Here is a 16024-nt window from a genome sequence, read left to right as displayed (position 1 = left end):
ACCGCGCCGAGACGGCCGGGCCGGTCGGGTTCCGCAGGGAAGAAGCTCGCTATCGCGACGCCGCCCACTCCTCGAAGGTGATCTCCCCGCTGCGGAACTCGCCGACCGGCAGCGCGCCACCGTTCGCCATCGCCTTGCCGACGGGCACCGTCAGCACCAGTTTGCCTTTGGCAAGGCGCCGCATCATCGACGCCATCTTCAGCACTTCGGGGCCTGCCAGCTCGGTCGCCCGGCCCTGGGCGGGGCCCTCGGCCAGGCGTACCAGCTCGGCGGCGACCTCGGAGGCCGCGACCGGCCGGCTCAACATCAACGGCGCCACCTTCACCGGGCCGGGCACCCTGTCGAGCATCTGCGCCGCGAACTCGTGGAACTGCGTCGCCCGCAGGAGCGTCACCGGGATCGGGCCGGCCAGCGCCAGCTCCTCCTGGCGGCGCTTGCCGATGTAGTAGCCCGAGCCGACCCGGTCGATCCCGACGATCGACAGGACCACATGGTGGCCCACGCCCGCCCGCTCCTCCGCCGCGAGCAGGTTGCGCGTCTCGCGCTCGAAGAACGCCACCGACGCCTTGCGGCTGAGCGTCGTCACGTTCGCCACGTCGATCACGACGTCCACACCCCGCAGCGCGTCGTCGAGACCGTCCCCCGTCATCAGGTCGACGCCGCTCGACCGGGAGATCACCACAACCTCGTGGCCCCGCTCCCGCGCCCGCTCGACCACCAGCCTTCCGACCCAGCCGGTTCCCCCGGCCACCGCCATCCTCATAGCGTCCCCCCGCCGTCGGGGTCCGCGAACGAGAAGTCGGCGGGCGCCGCTGCCTCGGGCCTGATCCGGCCAGCGGACCCCGTAATGGCACGGTGTTTCCCCAAGTCGGCCGAAAATACGCTGTTTCCCGCTGTGAGGTGACGAGCGTACGGAGGGATATGTTCTCCCACGGGCACGCCGATGATCCTGTGGCGATGCGGCGCGATCTGGTCAAGCAGCTGGCCCTCCTCCTCATCGACTGGGAGCACCGGCAGGGGCGGGCGGTGGACCGCGCGGACCTGGCCCGGCGGATCAATGTCTCCCGGAGCAGCCTCTACGCCTACCTGAACGGCACGACGCTGCCGTCCACAGCGGTCTTCGATCAGTTGCTCACCGCGCTGGGCGCGGGCGCCGAGTTGCAACGCCGGCTGAGCACGCTGCGAGACGCCATAGAGGTGGCGCCGCAGCGCGGAGCGCGCAGTGCCGTGCGTCCCGCACCGCGCCAGCTCCCGTGCGTGACGGAACGGTTCGCCGGGCGCGGCGCCGAACTCGACCGGCTTGCGCACCTCCTGGACAAGCCCGGCGGCGTGGCGACGGTCATCGTCGCCATCGATGGAGCGCCCGGGGTCGGGAAGACCACGTTGGCCCTGTGGTGGGCGCACCAGCTGAAGGAGCGCTACCCGGACGGCCAACTCCACGTCGACCTGCACGGTTTCGAGCCGGAGGGACCGCTCGACCCGGGCGAGGCGCTGCATCGGTTCCTGCACGCTCTGGGCGCGGCCCCGGAGTCGATTCCGGACGACCTGGACGGCAAGAGCGCGCTCTACCGCACCCTGCTGGCCGACCGGAAGATGCTGGTCGTGCTGGACGACGCGAGGTCGTCCGACCAGGTCCGGCCGCTGCTGCCCGGCGCCGGCCGCTGCCTGGTGATCGTCACCAGCCGGGACCGGCTCGACGGCCTGGTCGTCCGGGAGGGCGCGCATCGCGTCACCCTGCCGGTGCTGCCGCGGCGGGAGGCGCGCGACCTGCTGCGGAGGTGGCTCGGCGCGGAGCGGGTCGCCGCCGAGGCGGGCGCCGCGGACGAGCTCATCGGGCTGTGCGCGGGGCTGCCGCTCGCGCTCAGCATGGTCGCGGCCCGGGCGGCGGACCGCCCGGACTGGCGGCTCTCCGCACTCGTCTCCCGGTTGCGCGAGGCGCCCGATCGGCTCGGCGCGCTGGGGGAGGGCCCCGCCGACCTCGACCCGCGCACGGTGTTCCGCGCCTCCTACACGCTGCTCCCCGAGCGGGCGGCACGGCTGTTCCGCCTGATCGGCGGCGCCTACCCCGACATCGACGCGCACGCCTGCCGCGCGCTGCTGGACGCCGACGCGCCGCCCACCGCCGAGCTCGAAGCCCTGACCCGCGCCAACCTGCTCACCGAGCAGGTCATCGGCCGGTTCTCCGCGCACGACCTGCTGCGGGAGTTCGCTCGCGACCTGGCACGGCGCGGCGCTCCGGAGGAGGGCAGGAGCGCGACCGGGCGCGTCCTCGACTACTACCTGGGCACGGCGATTCGGGCGGCCCGGACGATCGAGCCATGCCGCGAGGCCGACCTGCCCCCCGCGGGACCCGGGCGGCCGGGCCCCGTGCTCCGCGACCGGCCGGAAGCGATGGCGTGGTTCGCCGTCGAGATGCCCGCGCTGCAGGCGGCGATGAACCAGGCCGCCGCCGCGGGCTTCGACCAGCACGTCTGGCGGCTCGCCTGGGCCGCGACCGTCTTCCTGCGCCGTAGCGGGCGGCACACCGAGCGGGTGGCGTTGCACCGGATCGGGCTGGACGCCGCGCGACGCGCCGGGGACCGTGCCGTCCAGGCCACGTCGATGCGGCTGCTCGGCGACGGCCTGAACCGGCTGGGACGGCAGGAGGACGCGCTGCCGCTGCTGCGGACGTCGCTGGCGGAGTGCGAGAGCATCGACGACGCGAGGGGCGTGTTCCAGACTCACCTGTCGCTCACCCGCCTGTACGACTCCCTCGGGAGCAACGCCGAGGCGCTCGCGCATGCGGAACGGGCACTGAGCGCGTCCGCCGCGGTCGGCGATCCACTCGCCCGTGCGGACGGGATGATCCAGGTCACCAAGCAGCGGGAACGGCTCGGTTTCCATGACGAGGCGCTGCCGCTGGGCCGCCGGGCGCTCGGCCTCTACCGGCGGATCGGCTACGCGGAGGGCGAGGCCGACGCGCTCCGTTCGCTGGGGCGGATCGAGCAGCGGCTGGGCCGTCTGGAGCAGGCGATCGTGCGGTTCGAACGGTCGCTGGAGCTCGACCGGCTGCTCGGCGACCGCTTCTGGACCGCGCATGTCCTCCGGGATCTCGCCGCGGCCCACCGGAAGGCCGGGAACCTGGGACGCGCCCGCACGTGCCGCGCGGAGTCCCTCGCGATGTTCGAGGCGATGCGCTACCCGGTCACGGACCTGGTCCGGGCGGAGGCTCACTAGCGTCCCGACCGGCTCGGTCAGCCCGCCCGAGGTCGCCCGGATTCTGGAAGACGCCGGAGGAAGGCGGGCGCTGAATGGCGCAGGTGCGCCATACCCGCGGGTAATCCGGTCGTCCGGACCGGTCGCTCCTTCTCCGGGCCGGCCATTCCAAGATCAGTGATCAATTGACTGGCCTGCGGCTTCTCGAAGGCGGGTGGAAATTGACGAGTCCTGGCCAGAGCCGGGGCACATCCTTTCCGCCGAGCCTTGGCCGCTCGCTGCCGGAGAAGACCAAGATGAAGGCGTTTCGGACGTCTTTCGAGGAGCGCCCCGCGACGCCGGGGCCGACACGGGACACAGCGCAACACAAACGGGAGGTTGCCCGGTCATGACCGAGTACTCGCAGATCGCGGTCATCGTGGTCGCCGATATGGAGGGCAGCGCGTCTCGCAACGACATGGAAAAGCGCCGCGCGCGGAAGGAGATGTACGCCTGGCTGGAACGGACGCTCGGCCCCGAGTGGTCTCGGTGCGTTCGCGGAGACCGCGGCGACGGCCTCCTCATGCTCTGGCCGCTGTCGGTGCCGGACCCGGTGCCCCCGAAGGTCATCGTGTCCCGGCTGCTGCAGTTGCCCGAGACGGCCCCCGCCGGTCCGGGTCGTCCGCGCCTGCGCGTCGCGATCCACATCGGGCAGACGTTCAAGGACGACCAGGGCTTCGTCGGCGCCAGCATCGATGAGACGTTCCGGCTGAACGAGGCCGGCACCCTGAAGGCGTCGCTCGCCGAGGCGCGCGGTCCGGTCGCCTATCTGCTCTCCGAAGACATCCACAAGGCCGTGGTCCGGTACGGCTATGAAGACTTCGACCCGTCCGGCTTCCACCCCACCGTCGTGAAGGTCAAGGAATCGACGCTGGAGGCCTGGCTTCACCTGCCGGCCGAGGACGGACTCGCGGCGAGGCTGGCCGCACAGGGCACCGCGCCCGCCGACCACCGCAGCGAACCCGCCGACCACCGCAGCGAACCCGCCGACCACCGCAGCGAACCCGCCGACCACCGCACTGCGGCCGCCGACCACCCCACCGGTGAGCCGCGGCAGACCAATGGGGTCCATATCAACATCGGCGGGAACGCGCAGATCTCCGATACCTCCATCTCGGGGAGGGACCTGTACCTATGACGACAAGGGCCCGCGCGGGCAAGGGCGCGGAAGTGGAGGCGTCCATGGGCGAGCCCGGAGGCGGCCGGGCGCGGCGTGCGCTGCTGAGGATCCTGCTGATCCTGCTGGCCTGCGCGGCCGCCGGTGCGGCAGGGCGGATCTTCGGCGGCGACTGGGTCTGGGGCGGGTTCGCCGCCGCCCTGATGCTGACCACGATGATCGTCCTGCGCGGCGCATGGCAACCGGCCGGCCGCGGGACCGTCAACGCGCAGGCGGCCACGCGGGACGCGTACATGACCAACAACCGCAGCTTCACCCTGAACGCGGGCGGGTTGAGCGCCGTCGTGGGCGCGGCGCTCATCATGGCGGTCAACGGCCTGCTGGTCGCGCACGTGTCGACGGATGTGCCCGGCGGGCGGTTCTACCGGCCGACAAGCCCGGAACCCGGAGCCGATCGGACGAGCCCGCCCGCCACCGCGGTCACACCGGTCTTTCTGCGCGACCTGCCCGAGGAGCAGATCAGGCGCGCGGCGGGGGCGTTCGTCCAGGCCGGCGCCCGCATCACTGGAAGGCAGTGCTCCCGCAGCATCTATCAGCCGGTGTCCACGATCGGCTTGGCCCACCTCATCACCCTCACCCCCACCACGAGGTACCAGCGGTTCATGGCGCTGGCCGGGATGCCTGACGACGAGGACCCGAAGGCGAGCGTCGAGTTCGTCCTGCTCGGGGACGAGCAGCGGGTGATCGGCCGCAAGACCGCGAGCCCCGGCAAGCCGGCCGAGTTCGACCAGGACATCTCGGCCTACACGACCCTCTACCTTCGGGTCACCCTGATCACATCGAAGAACGGCACCGAGTACGGCGGCGACTACCGGGCGGTCTGGGGGGACGCGCAGCTCCTCCCCGCGAACGGACAGCCCAGCGTCTGTCCGACCGGCGCCGGGAACTAGGCAGAGGAGATGAGCATGCCGGCGGAGAAGCTTGCGTCCGACGCGGTCGAGGTCCTCGCCACGGCCATCCTGGACCCGGCGGCCGTGGCGCGCCCCACCGAGCTCCACGACCTGGTGCGGCGGTGGTTCCGGCTGAACGGCCGGCTCCCGGCGTTCGAGGCGTTCGCCGCGAATCCGGGGAACGACGCGTGGATGCGCGACCTGCTCCGGCAGGCCGTCGAACGCGATGCGGCCTTCGCACGCTCCCTGTCCGCCGCGGTCGAACGGGCCCGCGCCGCCGCGCCTTCCCAGAGCAACGGCGTGCACCTGTACGCCGACGGGGCACGCGGCGGGACGTTCCAGGTGGCCGGACGCGACTCCCATCGCAAGGTCGCCATCGACATAGGCGGCAGTGGCTTCGCCCTCCTCGCGGTGATCCTGGTTATCGGGATCGTCGTCTTGGCCGTCCTCGCGCTACAGCACTGACGGCGGTTCAACGGAACAATTGTCAGCCACTCCCTCCCCGTTGGAAACTCGCGTCGCAAATCCGACAAATTGGCCGAGTTCATAAGCGGCGGCGGCGGGCAGTTTTAGCGCATTCCAGAGTTGTCCAGCTTTGTACGTGCTCGGAGGAGCCTTCGGTAACCCTGGTGTGGCTTCCCCGCACCACCCCAGACAGGGAGCCGACCATGTCCGAGCAGAATGTCCCGTACCGGCGCGCCGACGGCGGGCCGGGCGACACCTCCAACAGAAGGCCGACCTCGGAAGCTCCCCCGCAGCCGAGTCCTCCTCGCCCGCAGCCGGGCGCTTACCGGCAGCCTGTGCCGATGGCCCACCCGAAGACGACCTACATCGGTTTCTACTTCTGGTGGTGGCTGGGCGTGACCGCGCTCTTCCTGCTGGGGAGCATCGGCGTCTTCGCCGGCGGAGCCGTCGGAGCAGGGTTCATCGGACTCCTCCTCACGGGGCTCTCCGCCCTGTACGTCCGCTACCTCTTCCGGGGCGGCCGTTTCCGGATGATCTTCATCATCTTCTGACCGCGGGGGCCGGCCACCGGCCGAAGACGGCCGGGCCGGCCGATGCGTCACACGCTCGGCCGGTCCGGTGCCAGCCGGCCATCGCCCCGCCAGGCCGGGGCATTCCAGGGGACATGCGCAGTGAGCGACCCATGGACGAGGCGGCGCTATCCGTGTCCAAGGCGTCCGGAACGGCGGGATAGAGATGCGTATCGAAGAGAGCTTGAAAGCACACAACGGCGTAGCGCCGCACGTCCTTCCTGTGCGGCGGCCCGCGAGGCCTGCTACCCGCGGTCCGATGCGGCGCGGGCCCCGGCCGGACAGGGGGCCGGTGGACGACTTCTGGAGCCAGCTGCGCGCCGAGTGGCGCAATGCCCTTTCTGAGACGGGACGGCTACGGGCCTGCCGGGCGGGCACCGAACTGTGCGTCCAGGATCGCCGTAGCGATGCCGTCCTCATCCTCAGGTCGGTGCACGCGCGCGTCGTGCGCCGGACCGGACAGGGCGAGGTCTGGCTCGCGCACCGCGGGCCCGGCGACATCGTCGGCGAGATGTCGCTGGTGGACGGCGGGCCCCACTCGGCGACGGTCGTCACCGTGGACGCGGGCAACGTCCTGGCGCTCTCGCACGAGGCGTTCGACCGGGCCGTGCGGCGGTACGACGGGCTGGGCCGGGTGCTGCTGCGCGTGGCCGTCCAACGGCTCCGGGACGCCGACCTGCAGCGCGGCATCGGTGAGGAGGCGCCGCTCACGCGGCTCGCCCGGCTGCTCGACCAGGACCGGCGGAGCGGCGCGGCCGAATCCTCCCTGCCGCGCCTCCAGCGCGAGATCGCCGACCTTCTCGGAATGTCGCGCGCCTCGCTGGTACGCGCGCTGCACTCGCTGCGCCGGGACGGGATCGTCAAGACGGGCCGGGGCCGCATCACCGTCCTCGATCCGGCCGCGCTGGGCCTGCTGCTGTCGAAGAGCGAACGCGGCGCCACTCGCCCCACGACCGCGCGTCAGTCGCGTTGACCCGTCCCGTCCCGCTCCCCAGGGGCGGGCCGTCCGTTCAAGGGGGAATCGTCATGGAGCACACCAGACCGCCGGACTTCGAGGAATCCCGCCCCGGAGTTTCGCTCAACATGGGCGGGAACGCTCGCGTGAAGAACGGCCGTATCGCGGGCCGCGACCTGTTCTCGGTGGCGGGGAACAGCGTCGGCATCAACGGGACGAGCCTGATCAACAGTTCGCTCGTCATCCGCAACGGATCGCGTTCGTTCGCCTTGCCGATGCTCGCCGTCGTGGGCGTCGGGGCCGTGCTCCTGCTCGTTCTCGGCTTCGGCCTGTACGGCACCGTCGCCGCCGGTTCAGGGATCGACACGCGCGTGGTGTTCACCGAAGGCGCGTCGGGTGCGCGCAAGACCTTCGAGTCGCTGAAGAAGGCCGAAAGGTCCGGAAACGCGGAGGCCTGGTGCGAACTGGCTCAGCCAGGCCAGGAGAACTGCGCGCAGAAGATCTCTGCGGCGTTCGAGCGGGCTCCGGAGTCGTATCGCAAGGAGATCGACAAGGTGGACGCCGGCAGTGTCTCGGTCGGCGACGGCACCGCCACCGCGATGATGCGCTTCCGTGGCGAGCAGCAGGGCACCGCGCACCTGGAGTGGTCGCGGAACCGGTGGCAGTTGAACCCCGGCGAGTACACGGTCTTTCTTTGGGCGGGCGGCCTCTACCTGTCCATCGTGGCCGCGCACGGCAACGGCCCGTTCGATCATCTTTTCCCGGGGCTCGGCGGGAACTGACCGCTTTCCGGGGGAGCGCCTCACCTCTGTGTCGATGCCTCTGTGTCGACGGCTCCCATGTGACGCACGCACGCCCCCCGCCGCATCCACCGAAGAAAGGCAGGGGCTTCTATGACCTGGTCCAAGTACGAGATCTTCTCGGTCCTCTCCGGATTCGTCCTGATCGGCGCCGCGTTCATGCCGGGGATGTCCGTGAAGGACCGCATGCGGATGGGGGCCGCCGGCGTGCTGTTCGCCGGTTACGGTTTCTTCGTCGCCGCCCAGACGAGCGGCACCTGGGAGTTTCCGTGGATGATCTTCGTCATCCCGTTCATCGGGCTCGGCTACGCGGGCGTCAGGGCGTACGAGTGGTGGACGAAGGAGACGCGGGAGGAGAGCCGCCGCTGACCGTGAGCTGTTCCGGAGCCTGCACGGTCACCCCAGGTCGTGCGGGCTCCGGCCGAGCATCCGCGCGGCTCACCGGCGGCGGCTGACCGGTCAAAGCGCCGACAGGATCCGCTCGACGGCGTCCGCCCAGGTCCAGCGGGCGGCGAGGTGCCGCCGGAGGGCGGCGGCCCTCGCGAACGACGCCGGACGGTCGCGCAGCTCCGCGGCGATGCGGTGACCCCACACGGCGGCGTCCTTGGGCGTGTCGCGGACCGGCACCACGATGCTCCTGCTCTCGCGGGGTGCCAGCTCGGTCAGAAGCATGCCCAGGCCGCTGTGCTCGCTGACAAGGGCAGGGGTCCCCATGGTGATCGCCTCGTGACCGACCAGCCCGTACCCTTCGACGAGCGACGGCATGAGCAACAGGCTCGCCCGGCGCAGGTCCCGCCGGACCGCGTCGATGCCCGGATCGAACGCCTGGACCATCACGCGCGCCGTACGGTGGCCGATCCAGCCGACGACCTTCTTGCGCGTCTCGGCCTCGGTCTCGGCAGGGGTACCGCGCACGAGAAGCTCCCAGTCGCCGGCGTCCGGAGCGTATCGGCGGGCGTGCCCGACCGCCCTGGCGGCGAGCTCGACGCCCTTGAGACGGACGTCGCCCATCCGCCCCATGATCATGATCAGCGGTCGCCGGTCGCCTTTCGGCACCGCGCGTTCGTCCGGGCCGACCTGGTCGAAGCCGGGGTCGAGCGGGACGACCGGGGTGCCGCCGTCGTCCAGGTCGCGCACGATCCACTCGTACAGGCGCGGTCCGACCGGAACCGCCGCGGCCGCACCGGCGGCGAGTCCGAGTTCGACGGCCGTCCGCTCCGCGGCCCTGGTGCCCGCCTCGCTGTCGCCGTCGAGCTTGTGCCACTCGATCTCCTCGGGAGACATATGGACGAGATGGATGCGCGGGGCTCCTCCGAAGAGGTCCTCGGCGAGCGCCTTCGCAACGGGCCCGGTCACCCGGCCGTGGCCCACGACCAAGTCGGGCTTGACGCCGTCCGGCAGCACCGGCCTGCGGACCAGCGCCTCGCGCTCCGTCATGCCAGGCGCCCGCAGCGCGATGATCGGACGCACCCCAGCGTCCTCCATATCGCGGCGTTCGTCGTCGGTCAGGGCAGGGACCAGGCAGAACACGTCGACACTGGCGTCGGCCAGGGCCCGGCACAGGTAGCGGTTCAGGGCGCTGAGGCCACCGCGTGCCGGGAACCATTCGTCGGCGACGACCAGCACGGTACGGATACGGCGACCCGGCGTCCGAACAGGCTTCGGGAGGGCCGGCTGCGGTGAAAGGGGCGCCGAAGAACCAGATATCTGGGAATCAGTCGCCGGGGAGTCGTCGTATTCGAGGTTCTTCCAGCCATCCTCGATCCGTCCGGTGTTCGCGTCCTTCATTCACTCCCCCGCTCTGTTCGCGTGTGCGTGCCATCATCACCGGGCGGCACCCGCGTTCCCACCCGGGCTAGGAGCGCGCACACCGTGTCCGAGCAGGAGCCCGGCTGCGGACCTGCGGGTTGTCGGCCTCGACCGTGCCCGCGCGATTCCTCCTCAGGTTCCGACTGTGGCTCAGGTGAGCCACAGGGCGGTTGATTCCGTTCGCCCGATGCACCCCGGTCCTGCCTGCGACCTGCGAAAGTCCGGAAGAGGCGAGTCCGGGGCCGGACGGGCCGTTGCGGCTTCCGTCCGCGTTGTCCAAAGTCGTGCTTCTCCGACGGGGAATTGGGGGCACACATGGACGACAACTCACGGCACGTCCCGCCGCAGATGTCGGCGCATATCGAGTCGGGACAGGACAGGGACCTGGCCGACGTCGACATCGCGGGGAGGGACGACCGGTGAAGAGCATGCGCGTGCTCACAGCGGCCGCCGTTCTCCTGCCGGCGGCGCTGGTGGCGGGGTGCGCCGACACGGGACCGACCGACCTGGACGACCTGTGCTCGGCCTACAAGCACTTCCGGTCGGAGTACACGCGGCCGCATCCGTTCTCGAACAAGGGCATGTTCGATTCGCTGAAGGATCTGGGCGACGTCGCGTCCCGCTATACCGGTGACGACGCGGTGAAATCGGCGGGGCCGCGCCTGAAGAAGATGGGCGAGTCGGACGAGTTCAACATGCTCGAGGTCGAGATGGCCATGGCTCCGATCAGCGCGGAGTGCCACGAATCCTGAGCGCGAAGGGACGGTCAGGCAGGCCCCGCCGAACGCCGGGTCGACGCCGCGGTCCGGGGCAGAAGCTCAAGCCACCTGGGGCATCAGCACACTTGAAACGCTGGCTCTGTTGCCACCGGCTGTGTTAGTCAGAATGAAAGGATGGCAGAACCTCGGGAGGACACGTGGCCGGGCGAAGCGATCCATACCACTGCGGTGTCGCACCCGAGAGCTCGTCCGGCACAGGATGTGTGCTCCTGGTCCTGGTGATAAGCGGCGTGCTCGCCTACTTCATCGTCAACTCCGACCCGACCGAGGGACTGGACTACGCGTCTGGCGATGCACCCGAAGAAATGAAGCAGTCAATCTGCTTCAGTGACTCCGGTCCCTGTCCGCCGACCGGCTTCAAATGGAGCCTCCCCGCGTCAGGTGTCATCCAGACGCGGTTCGAGCGGGAGGACATCGACGACCGCACAGAGTTTCGAGGGGGGTTCCGCCTGGAGGCGGCGGAGTTCATCCAGGAAGAGGTTCGGGATTGCTCGGCCGCAGTGGACTGGTCGCTGCTGGCCGACAACAGGCCCATCGCGCACGGCACGATCACAGCGGGGAGCAAAGACCAAGAAGTCACCGGCGCTCCGCCACATGAGGCCCGGTTCATCCAGCTCACCGCGCAGCGCACCGACTCCTTGGCCTGTCACTCCACCTTCCAGTGGGTCTACGCGGGCCTCGACTGACCGCACGGCGGCGTGGCGGGCGCCGGCCCCGGAGGCGGTCAGCCCTCGTTGCGGACAAGGGCTTGGGCGACGATGACCCGGTCGCCGTTGAATGTGAGGGATGGGGCACCGTGCAACGCGTACCCGAGATCGAGTGCTTCGCTGACCCGCCAGCAGAAAGAATCGTCGTCGGGGCCGGTGAGAACGCGGTATCGGGGGAGTTGTTGATCCTCAGCCATGCGGCGATCCTATGTCGGGGTTCCTGGCGGCGACGCGACCCGTGACCGCCTGTAGTGGCGGGGCAATCCTCAAGGAGTCCGGCGTCTCAGCCGAGTTGGGACCCGGCGTCGGATTCGGGGGTCCTCAGCCCGCGCAGCAGAGCGAAGATCACCGTCTCGACGTCGCGCGAAGTGGCCGCGGCGTCGGAATCATCCGCCGCGATGAACAGGACGGCGTTGCAGTACAGCGAGAAAAGGATCTCCGTAGCGGCATCGAGCGAGAGTTCAAGGGCCGCGCCGGTCCGCATGAGGTCTTCAAGAGCCGTGCGCAGGAGCGGCAGTGAGGTCTCCTCGTCGATGGCGCGAACGCGGTTCCAGCCCAGGACTTCGACGGCCTGGCGGAGCAGGGCACGAGCCTGACGGTCGACGGCGTAGCCGCGCAGGAACGCGCGGGTCGCCTCCTCCACCTGGTCCCACGGGCTGTCGGAGTCCGCGACCGATCCGATCGCGGCCCGTATGACCGCCGTCTGAGTGGTCCTGAAAACCTCGGCGAAGATCTCGCGCTTGTCGCTGAAGTGGTGGTAGACAGCGCCCTTGCTGGTCTCGGACCGCCGCGCGATGTCGTCCACCGAGGTGGCTTCGAACCCCTCGGCGGCGAAGAGCTCCTTGGCCGCCTCCAGCACCGCCGCTCTCGTGAGGGCGGCGTATCTCTCTCGTCTTCCAGACTTGACATCGCTCACAGACCGTAAGCATAGTGAGAGACTCTTAGTCTTTTACAGACTCAGAGTCTGAGCTGAGGTGATGGACGGTGATCGAAGGCGACCCACGATCCGTCGGGGCCGACGCCGACGAGCGCGGACGGAGATTCGTGGAGGCGTTCGCCGAGAGCCGGCGAGCACCGGCCGACGCCGACGGGGTGACCGACCAGCCCGAGCCGTGGCTACAGCCGGACCACGCTTTCGCCCAACCGCTGTCCCGCGCCGTGGGCGTCGGGCCGGTCGCGTTCCGGGAGACCTTCGCCCGGCCGCTGTCCGCCGTCCTCTCCGAGGTGCGCGGGACCGTCGAGCCGTGGGCGCGAAGCGGCGACACGCTGTTCATCGCGCTGCGCCTAGAGGCCAGGCGGCGCGCCGGCGTCCGAGCGGCGCGGAGGCCGAGATGAGCGCTTTCGAGGACGCCCCATACCGGGAGTTGCGGCTCGACGACGTCACCATCGGCTACCGGGAACTGGGGCAGGGCCCTCCCATCGTGTTCATCCATGGTCTGCTGACCAACGGCACTCTGTGGCGCAATGTCGCGGACGGGCTTCATGGCTCGTACCGCTGCCTCGTCCCGGACTGGCCGCTCGGCGGGCATACCGCCCCGGTCGGTGCGAACGTCGATCTCAGCCCGCGGGGCGTTGCGCGGATCGTCGCCGCATTCATCGACGCGCTCGGGCTTCGCGACGTCACTCTGGTGGCCAACGACACCGGCGGGGCGATCGCGCAGATGATCGCCGTCGAACACCCCGCACGGCTCGGGCGGCTCGTCCTGACGCCGTGTGACGCGTTCGAGAACTTCCTGCCGCCGTGGTTCCGCCCGTTGCAGTACGCCGCGTGGATGCCGGGCACCGTGTACCTCGCCGTCCAGGCGCTCCGGCTACGGTCGGCGCGGCGCCTGCCGGTGGCCTTGGGACTGCTGGCCAAGCGGCCGATCCCGGATCACATCGTCGACGGCTGGTTGCGGCCGGCGCAGCACAGCCGCGCGATCCGGCGCGATACGGCGCGCTTCCTGCGCGCGGTCGACACGGCCGACACGCTGCGCGCGGCCGCGCGCCTGCGCTCCTTCGATCGGCCCGTGCTCCTCGCCTGGGCCACGGAGGACCGCGTGTTCCCCTTCGAGCACGCCCGGCGGCTGGCCGCGATCCTGCCGCATGCCACGCTCGCCCCGATCGACGACAGCTACGGCTTCGTCCCCGAAGACCAGCCCTGGCACCTGGCTGAACTCGTCGACGGCTTCGTCCGTGGGCTGACGGCCTCGGGTGTCACAGGCTCGTGATCTGGGCGGGCCGGCGCCGGTCGGTCAGCCGGTCGCCGAGAGAGCTGCGGCGGTACAGGACGTGCCGTCCGTCGCGAGCCCGGGTGACCAGGCCCGTGGCGTACAGCACCCGCAGGTGCTGGGACACCGCACTCGGGGTCACCCGGAGACGGCGGGCGATCTCCACCGTTGGGAGCGGCTCGGCGAGGAGATGGAGCAGCCCGGCTCTGGGTGCGCCGATGAGCGAGGCGAGAGCGGTCGCGTCAGCGGCCGGACTCGGCGCCCAGAGCGTCGCGACCGCACGGCTGGGGTAGGCGAGCATCGGTGGTTCGTCCGGGCTGACCGGAGGTGCGGGCTTGTGCGCGAACACCGACGGCACCAGCAGCAGCCCTCGGCCGGCCGCCGTGACGCGGTGCCTGCCGATCATCTTGTCGATGTGCAGCACTCCGTCGTGCCATCGCAGGTTCGGATGCATGTCGGCGAAGAGCAGGCGGGCGCCGCCGACGGCCAGTTGCCGCGCACGGTAGGTCATGTCGGCTTCCAGCACGAGTCGCATCTGCGGCCAGGCCGGCTCGATGGCGAGTTCCCAGTACCGGCGCAAGAGCTCACAGACCGTATCGCGGAGCCTGACGACGGGCTCGTCATCGGGATCGACGGCGTCCCGCAGAGCTTCGGGAAGCGGGTCCGGTGCGTGTGCGGCCAGCAGGTCGCGGCGAACCAGGCCGGGCGATGCACGGCGGGCGGCGGCCAGTTCATCGTCGAACGCCGGGGCGAAGCTCATGGGCCGCGGGGTCAGGAAGTCGGGAAGGGTGTGACGCCGTCCGACCAGGGACATCAGCAGGCCGGGGTCGAGCGCGCCGAGCCGCGGGAGAACGGACCTGCGCCATGGCAGGTGCAACGCGGACAGGCCAGGATCGCGCAGCACCCGCAAGCTGAGCACGGTCTCGTGCAGGGGCGAGACGGCGAACCGGGTGTCGGCGAGGTCCTCGACGCCCAGGACAAAGCTGATCATTAAGCCATATGCTACATCGATTGGCAGGGCATTTGCCGTGCCGTGGACTTCACCACATGACGCACACTGCCCATGGGCAACGTACGGCGGCCGCCACGGGCACGGCACGCAGAACCGGCGCCGCGGCCGGGCTCGTCTCCGGCCAGGTCGTCCACGTCGCCGGCGGACCGAACACGCCCGGTGACCTGGACACGCCCAAGCCCCACGTGGGCCGCGGGGTGATCCTGCTCCTGGCCCTCACGTGCGGGGTGGCCGTGGGCAACGTCTACTTTCCGCAGGCCATCAGCCCCTCGGTCGCCTCCGGCCTGCACATCACCCCCGACTCGGCGGCTCTGGTGGTGACCGCGACACAGTTCGGCTACGCGGCCGGGATCTTCCTGCTCGTGCCGCTCGGCGACCGGCTTCCGCACCGCCGCTTGATCGTCGCCCTGCTCGGCCTCACCGGGCTCGGGCTGCTCACCGCGAGCGCCGCGCCCGGGCTCATGCCGCTGGTCGGCGCGAATGCCCTCGTCGGTGTCACGACCGTGGTCGCCCCGATCATCGGTCCGATGGCGGCCGGCCTGGTGGCCGAAAACCGTCGCGGGGTGGTCAGCGGAACCCTGCTGAGCGGTTCGATCGGCGGCATGCTGCTCTCGCGCACCGTGGGCGGGACCCTCGGTGAGCAGCTGGGATGGAGGGCGCCGTATCTGACGGCCGCGGCACTCGCCCTGATCCTCGCCGTGTTCTTGGCCCGCGCGTTGCCGGCGACGTCCCCATCGTCGCGGCAGCGGTATCCGGCGCTGCTGGCCCAGCCGCTGAGCCTGCTGCGCTCCGAGCCGGAGCTCCGGCGCTCGTGCTTCTACCAGGGCACGATCTTCGCCGGATTCTCGGCGGCCTGGACGGGCGTCGCGCTCCTGCTGACCGGTCCCGCGTACGACCTGAGCACCCGAGCGGTCGGGGCGCTCGCCCTGGTCAACGCCGGGACCATGCTCTGCACGCCGGTCGCGGGACGCCAGGCGGACCGGCGGGGGCCCGACGCGGTCAACCTCGTCTGCATGCTCGGCGTCATCGCCTCGGCGGTCATTCTCGCGGCCGGCGGTCTGGGCGGGGCCCCGGGCATGGCGGCCCTGGTGCTGGGTTCGCTGCTGCTCGACGTCGCCATGCAGTCCGGGATGGTCGCCAACCAGGTGCGAAACTACGCCCTGCGTCCGGAGGCCCGGAGCAGGGTCAACACCGCCTACATGACCTGCGCCTACCTCGGCGGCAGCGCCGGCTCCTGGCTCGGGGCATGTGCCTACGGACGGGTCGGATGGTGGGGCGTGTGCGCGCTCGTGGCGTTGCTCGGCGCACTCGCCCTGGCCCGCCACCTGACGGCGCTGTACGGCCGAAGGGCTCGGCTGGGCGAGGACACGGTCATGAGCCGGTGTTGAGAACCGATCCATGGAGGGCGTCCGGACGT

General features: G+C 70.7%; 18 protein-coding genes. 13 read left to right on the top strand and 5 right to left on the bottom strand.

Annotation, left to right across the window (positions count from 1 at the left end; all coding sequences use genetic code 11):
- Window positions 1-49: 49 nt before the first annotated feature.
- Entirely contained in the window at window positions 50-757 is a 708-nt protein-coding gene (locus ACQPZP_RS33565; protein WP_433479717.1) for an SDR family oxidoreductase, read from the bottom strand.
- Window positions 758-957: 200 nt separating this feature from the next.
- Between ACQPZP_RS33565 and ACQPZP_RS33560 the strand changes: the two genes are divergently transcribed.
- The 8 genes from ACQPZP_RS33560 to ACQPZP_RS33525 all read left to right on the top strand — a co-directional run bounded on the left by ACQPZP_RS33560 (window position 958) and on the right by ACQPZP_RS33525 (window position 8459).
- Window positions 958-3216 carry an ATP-binding protein gene (locus ACQPZP_RS33560; RefSeq protein WP_433473704.1) on the top strand — a complete coding sequence of 753 codons (2259 nt, stop codon included), beginning with the start codon at window positions 958-960 and terminating at the stop codon, window positions 3214-3216.
- Between the two features lie 367 nt (window positions 3217-3583).
- Window positions 3584-4372, top strand: a complete 789-nt coding sequence (locus ACQPZP_RS33555) for a hypothetical protein (RefSeq protein ID WP_433473703.1) — start codon at window positions 3584-3586, stop codon at window positions 4370-4372.
- Window positions 4369-5301, top strand: a complete 933-nt coding sequence (locus ACQPZP_RS33550; RefSeq protein ID WP_433473702.1) for an NPCBM/NEW2 domain-containing protein — start codon at window positions 4369-4371, stop codon at window positions 5299-5301. Before ACQPZP_RS33555 ends, ACQPZP_RS33550 begins: the two co-directional genes overlap by 4 nt.
- Window positions 5302-5316: 15 nt before the next feature.
- Window positions 5317-5766, top strand: coding sequence for a hypothetical protein (locus ACQPZP_RS33545; RefSeq protein WP_433473701.1), 450 nt, complete (start codon window positions 5317-5319; stop codon window positions 5764-5766).
- 203 nt (window positions 5767-5969) lie between these two features.
- On the top strand, window positions 5970-6317 hold the full coding sequence (locus ACQPZP_RS33540) for a hypothetical protein (RefSeq protein WP_433473700.1): 348 nt from the start codon (window positions 5970-5972) through the stop codon (window positions 6315-6317).
- Window positions 6318-6594: 277 nt separating this feature from the next.
- Window positions 6595-7308 carry a Crp/Fnr family transcriptional regulator gene (locus ACQPZP_RS33535; protein ID WP_433473699.1) on the top strand — a complete coding sequence of 238 codons (714 nt, stop codon included), beginning with the start codon at window positions 6595-6597 and terminating at the stop codon, window positions 7306-7308.
- A gap of 53 nt (window positions 7309-7361) precedes the next feature.
- Window positions 7362-8072: a hypothetical protein gene (locus ACQPZP_RS33530; protein ID WP_433473698.1), complete on the top strand. Its 711-nt coding sequence runs from the start codon at window positions 7362-7364 to the stop codon at window positions 8070-8072.
- 111 nt (window positions 8073-8183) lie between these two features.
- On the top strand, window positions 8184-8459 hold the full coding sequence (locus tag ACQPZP_RS33525) for a hypothetical protein (RefSeq protein ID WP_433473697.1): 276 nt from the start codon (window positions 8184-8186) through the stop codon (window positions 8457-8459).
- A gap of 90 nt (window positions 8460-8549) precedes the next feature.
- On the opposite strand, the gene ACQPZP_RS33520 is transcribed toward ACQPZP_RS33525, so the two are convergent.
- Window positions 8550-9716 (bottom strand): glycosyltransferase family 4 protein, encoded by a 1167-nt coding sequence (locus ACQPZP_RS33520; RefSeq protein WP_433473696.1) that lies wholly within the window; start codon window positions 9714-9716, stop codon window positions 8550-8552.
- A 611-nt stretch (window positions 9717-10327) separates the two neighbouring features.
- Between ACQPZP_RS33520 and ACQPZP_RS33515 the strand changes: the two genes are divergently transcribed.
- Entirely contained in the window at window positions 10328-10651 is a 324-nt protein-coding gene (locus ACQPZP_RS33515; RefSeq protein ID WP_433473695.1) for a hypothetical protein, read from the top strand.
- A gap of 230 nt (window positions 10652-10881) precedes the next feature.
- Window positions 10882-11364, top strand: a complete 483-nt coding sequence (locus tag ACQPZP_RS33510) for a hypothetical protein (RefSeq protein ID WP_433473694.1) — start codon at window positions 10882-10884, stop codon at window positions 11362-11364.
- A gap of 38 nt (window positions 11365-11402) precedes the next feature.
- Here the strand turns inward: ACQPZP_RS33510 and ACQPZP_RS33505 are convergent, their stop codons facing one another.
- Together ACQPZP_RS33505 and ACQPZP_RS33500 are read right to left on the bottom strand one after the other, a co-directional pair.
- A complete protein-coding gene (locus ACQPZP_RS33505) occupies window positions 11403-11582 on the bottom strand; it encodes a DUF1737 domain-containing protein (protein ID WP_433473693.1) in 180 nt (59 codons plus the stop codon).
- An 86-nt stretch (window positions 11583-11668) separates the two neighbouring features.
- Window positions 11669-12301, bottom strand: coding sequence for a TetR/AcrR family transcriptional regulator (locus ACQPZP_RS33500; protein WP_433473692.1), 633 nt, complete (start codon window positions 12299-12301; stop codon window positions 11669-11671).
- 68 nt (window positions 12302-12369) lie between these two features.
- On the opposite strand from ACQPZP_RS33500, the gene ACQPZP_RS33495 reads away from it, so the two are divergent.
- Together ACQPZP_RS33495 and ACQPZP_RS33490 are read left to right on the top strand one after the other, a co-directional pair.
- Entirely contained in the window at window positions 12370-12720 is a 351-nt protein-coding gene (locus ACQPZP_RS33495; RefSeq protein ID WP_433473691.1) for a hypothetical protein, read from the top strand.
- The gene (locus ACQPZP_RS33490) at window positions 12717-13595 is read left to right on the top strand and encodes an alpha/beta fold hydrolase (RefSeq protein WP_433473690.1); all 879 of its coding nucleotides are present in this window, start codon (window positions 12717-12719) and stop codon (window positions 13593-13595) included. Before ACQPZP_RS33495 ends, ACQPZP_RS33490 begins: the two co-directional genes overlap by 4 nt.
- On the opposite strand, the gene ACQPZP_RS33485 is transcribed toward ACQPZP_RS33490, so the two are convergent.
- The gene (locus ACQPZP_RS33485; protein WP_433473689.1) at window positions 13582-14586 is read right to left on the bottom strand and encodes a helix-turn-helix domain-containing protein; all 1005 of its coding nucleotides are present in this window, start codon (window positions 14584-14586) and stop codon (window positions 13582-13584) included. The two genes, ACQPZP_RS33490 and ACQPZP_RS33485, sit on opposite strands and share 14 nt — an antisense overlap.
- A 56-nt stretch (window positions 14587-14642) precedes the next feature.
- Here ACQPZP_RS33485 and ACQPZP_RS33480 point away from each other — a divergent pair, with 56 nt between their 5' ends.
- Window positions 14643-15995 carry an MFS transporter gene (locus ACQPZP_RS33480; protein WP_433473688.1) on the top strand — a complete coding sequence of 451 codons (1353 nt, stop codon included), beginning with the start codon at window positions 14643-14645 and terminating at the stop codon, window positions 15993-15995.
- The last annotated feature ends 29 nt before the right edge of the window (window positions 15996-16024 follow it).

The organism is Spirillospora sp. CA-142024 (assembly GCF_050942325.1).
Classification (GTDB): Bacteria; Actinomycetota; Actinomycetes; order Streptosporangiales; family Streptosporangiaceae; genus Spirillospora.
This window is presented reverse-complemented; position numbering and strand designations above follow the sequence as displayed.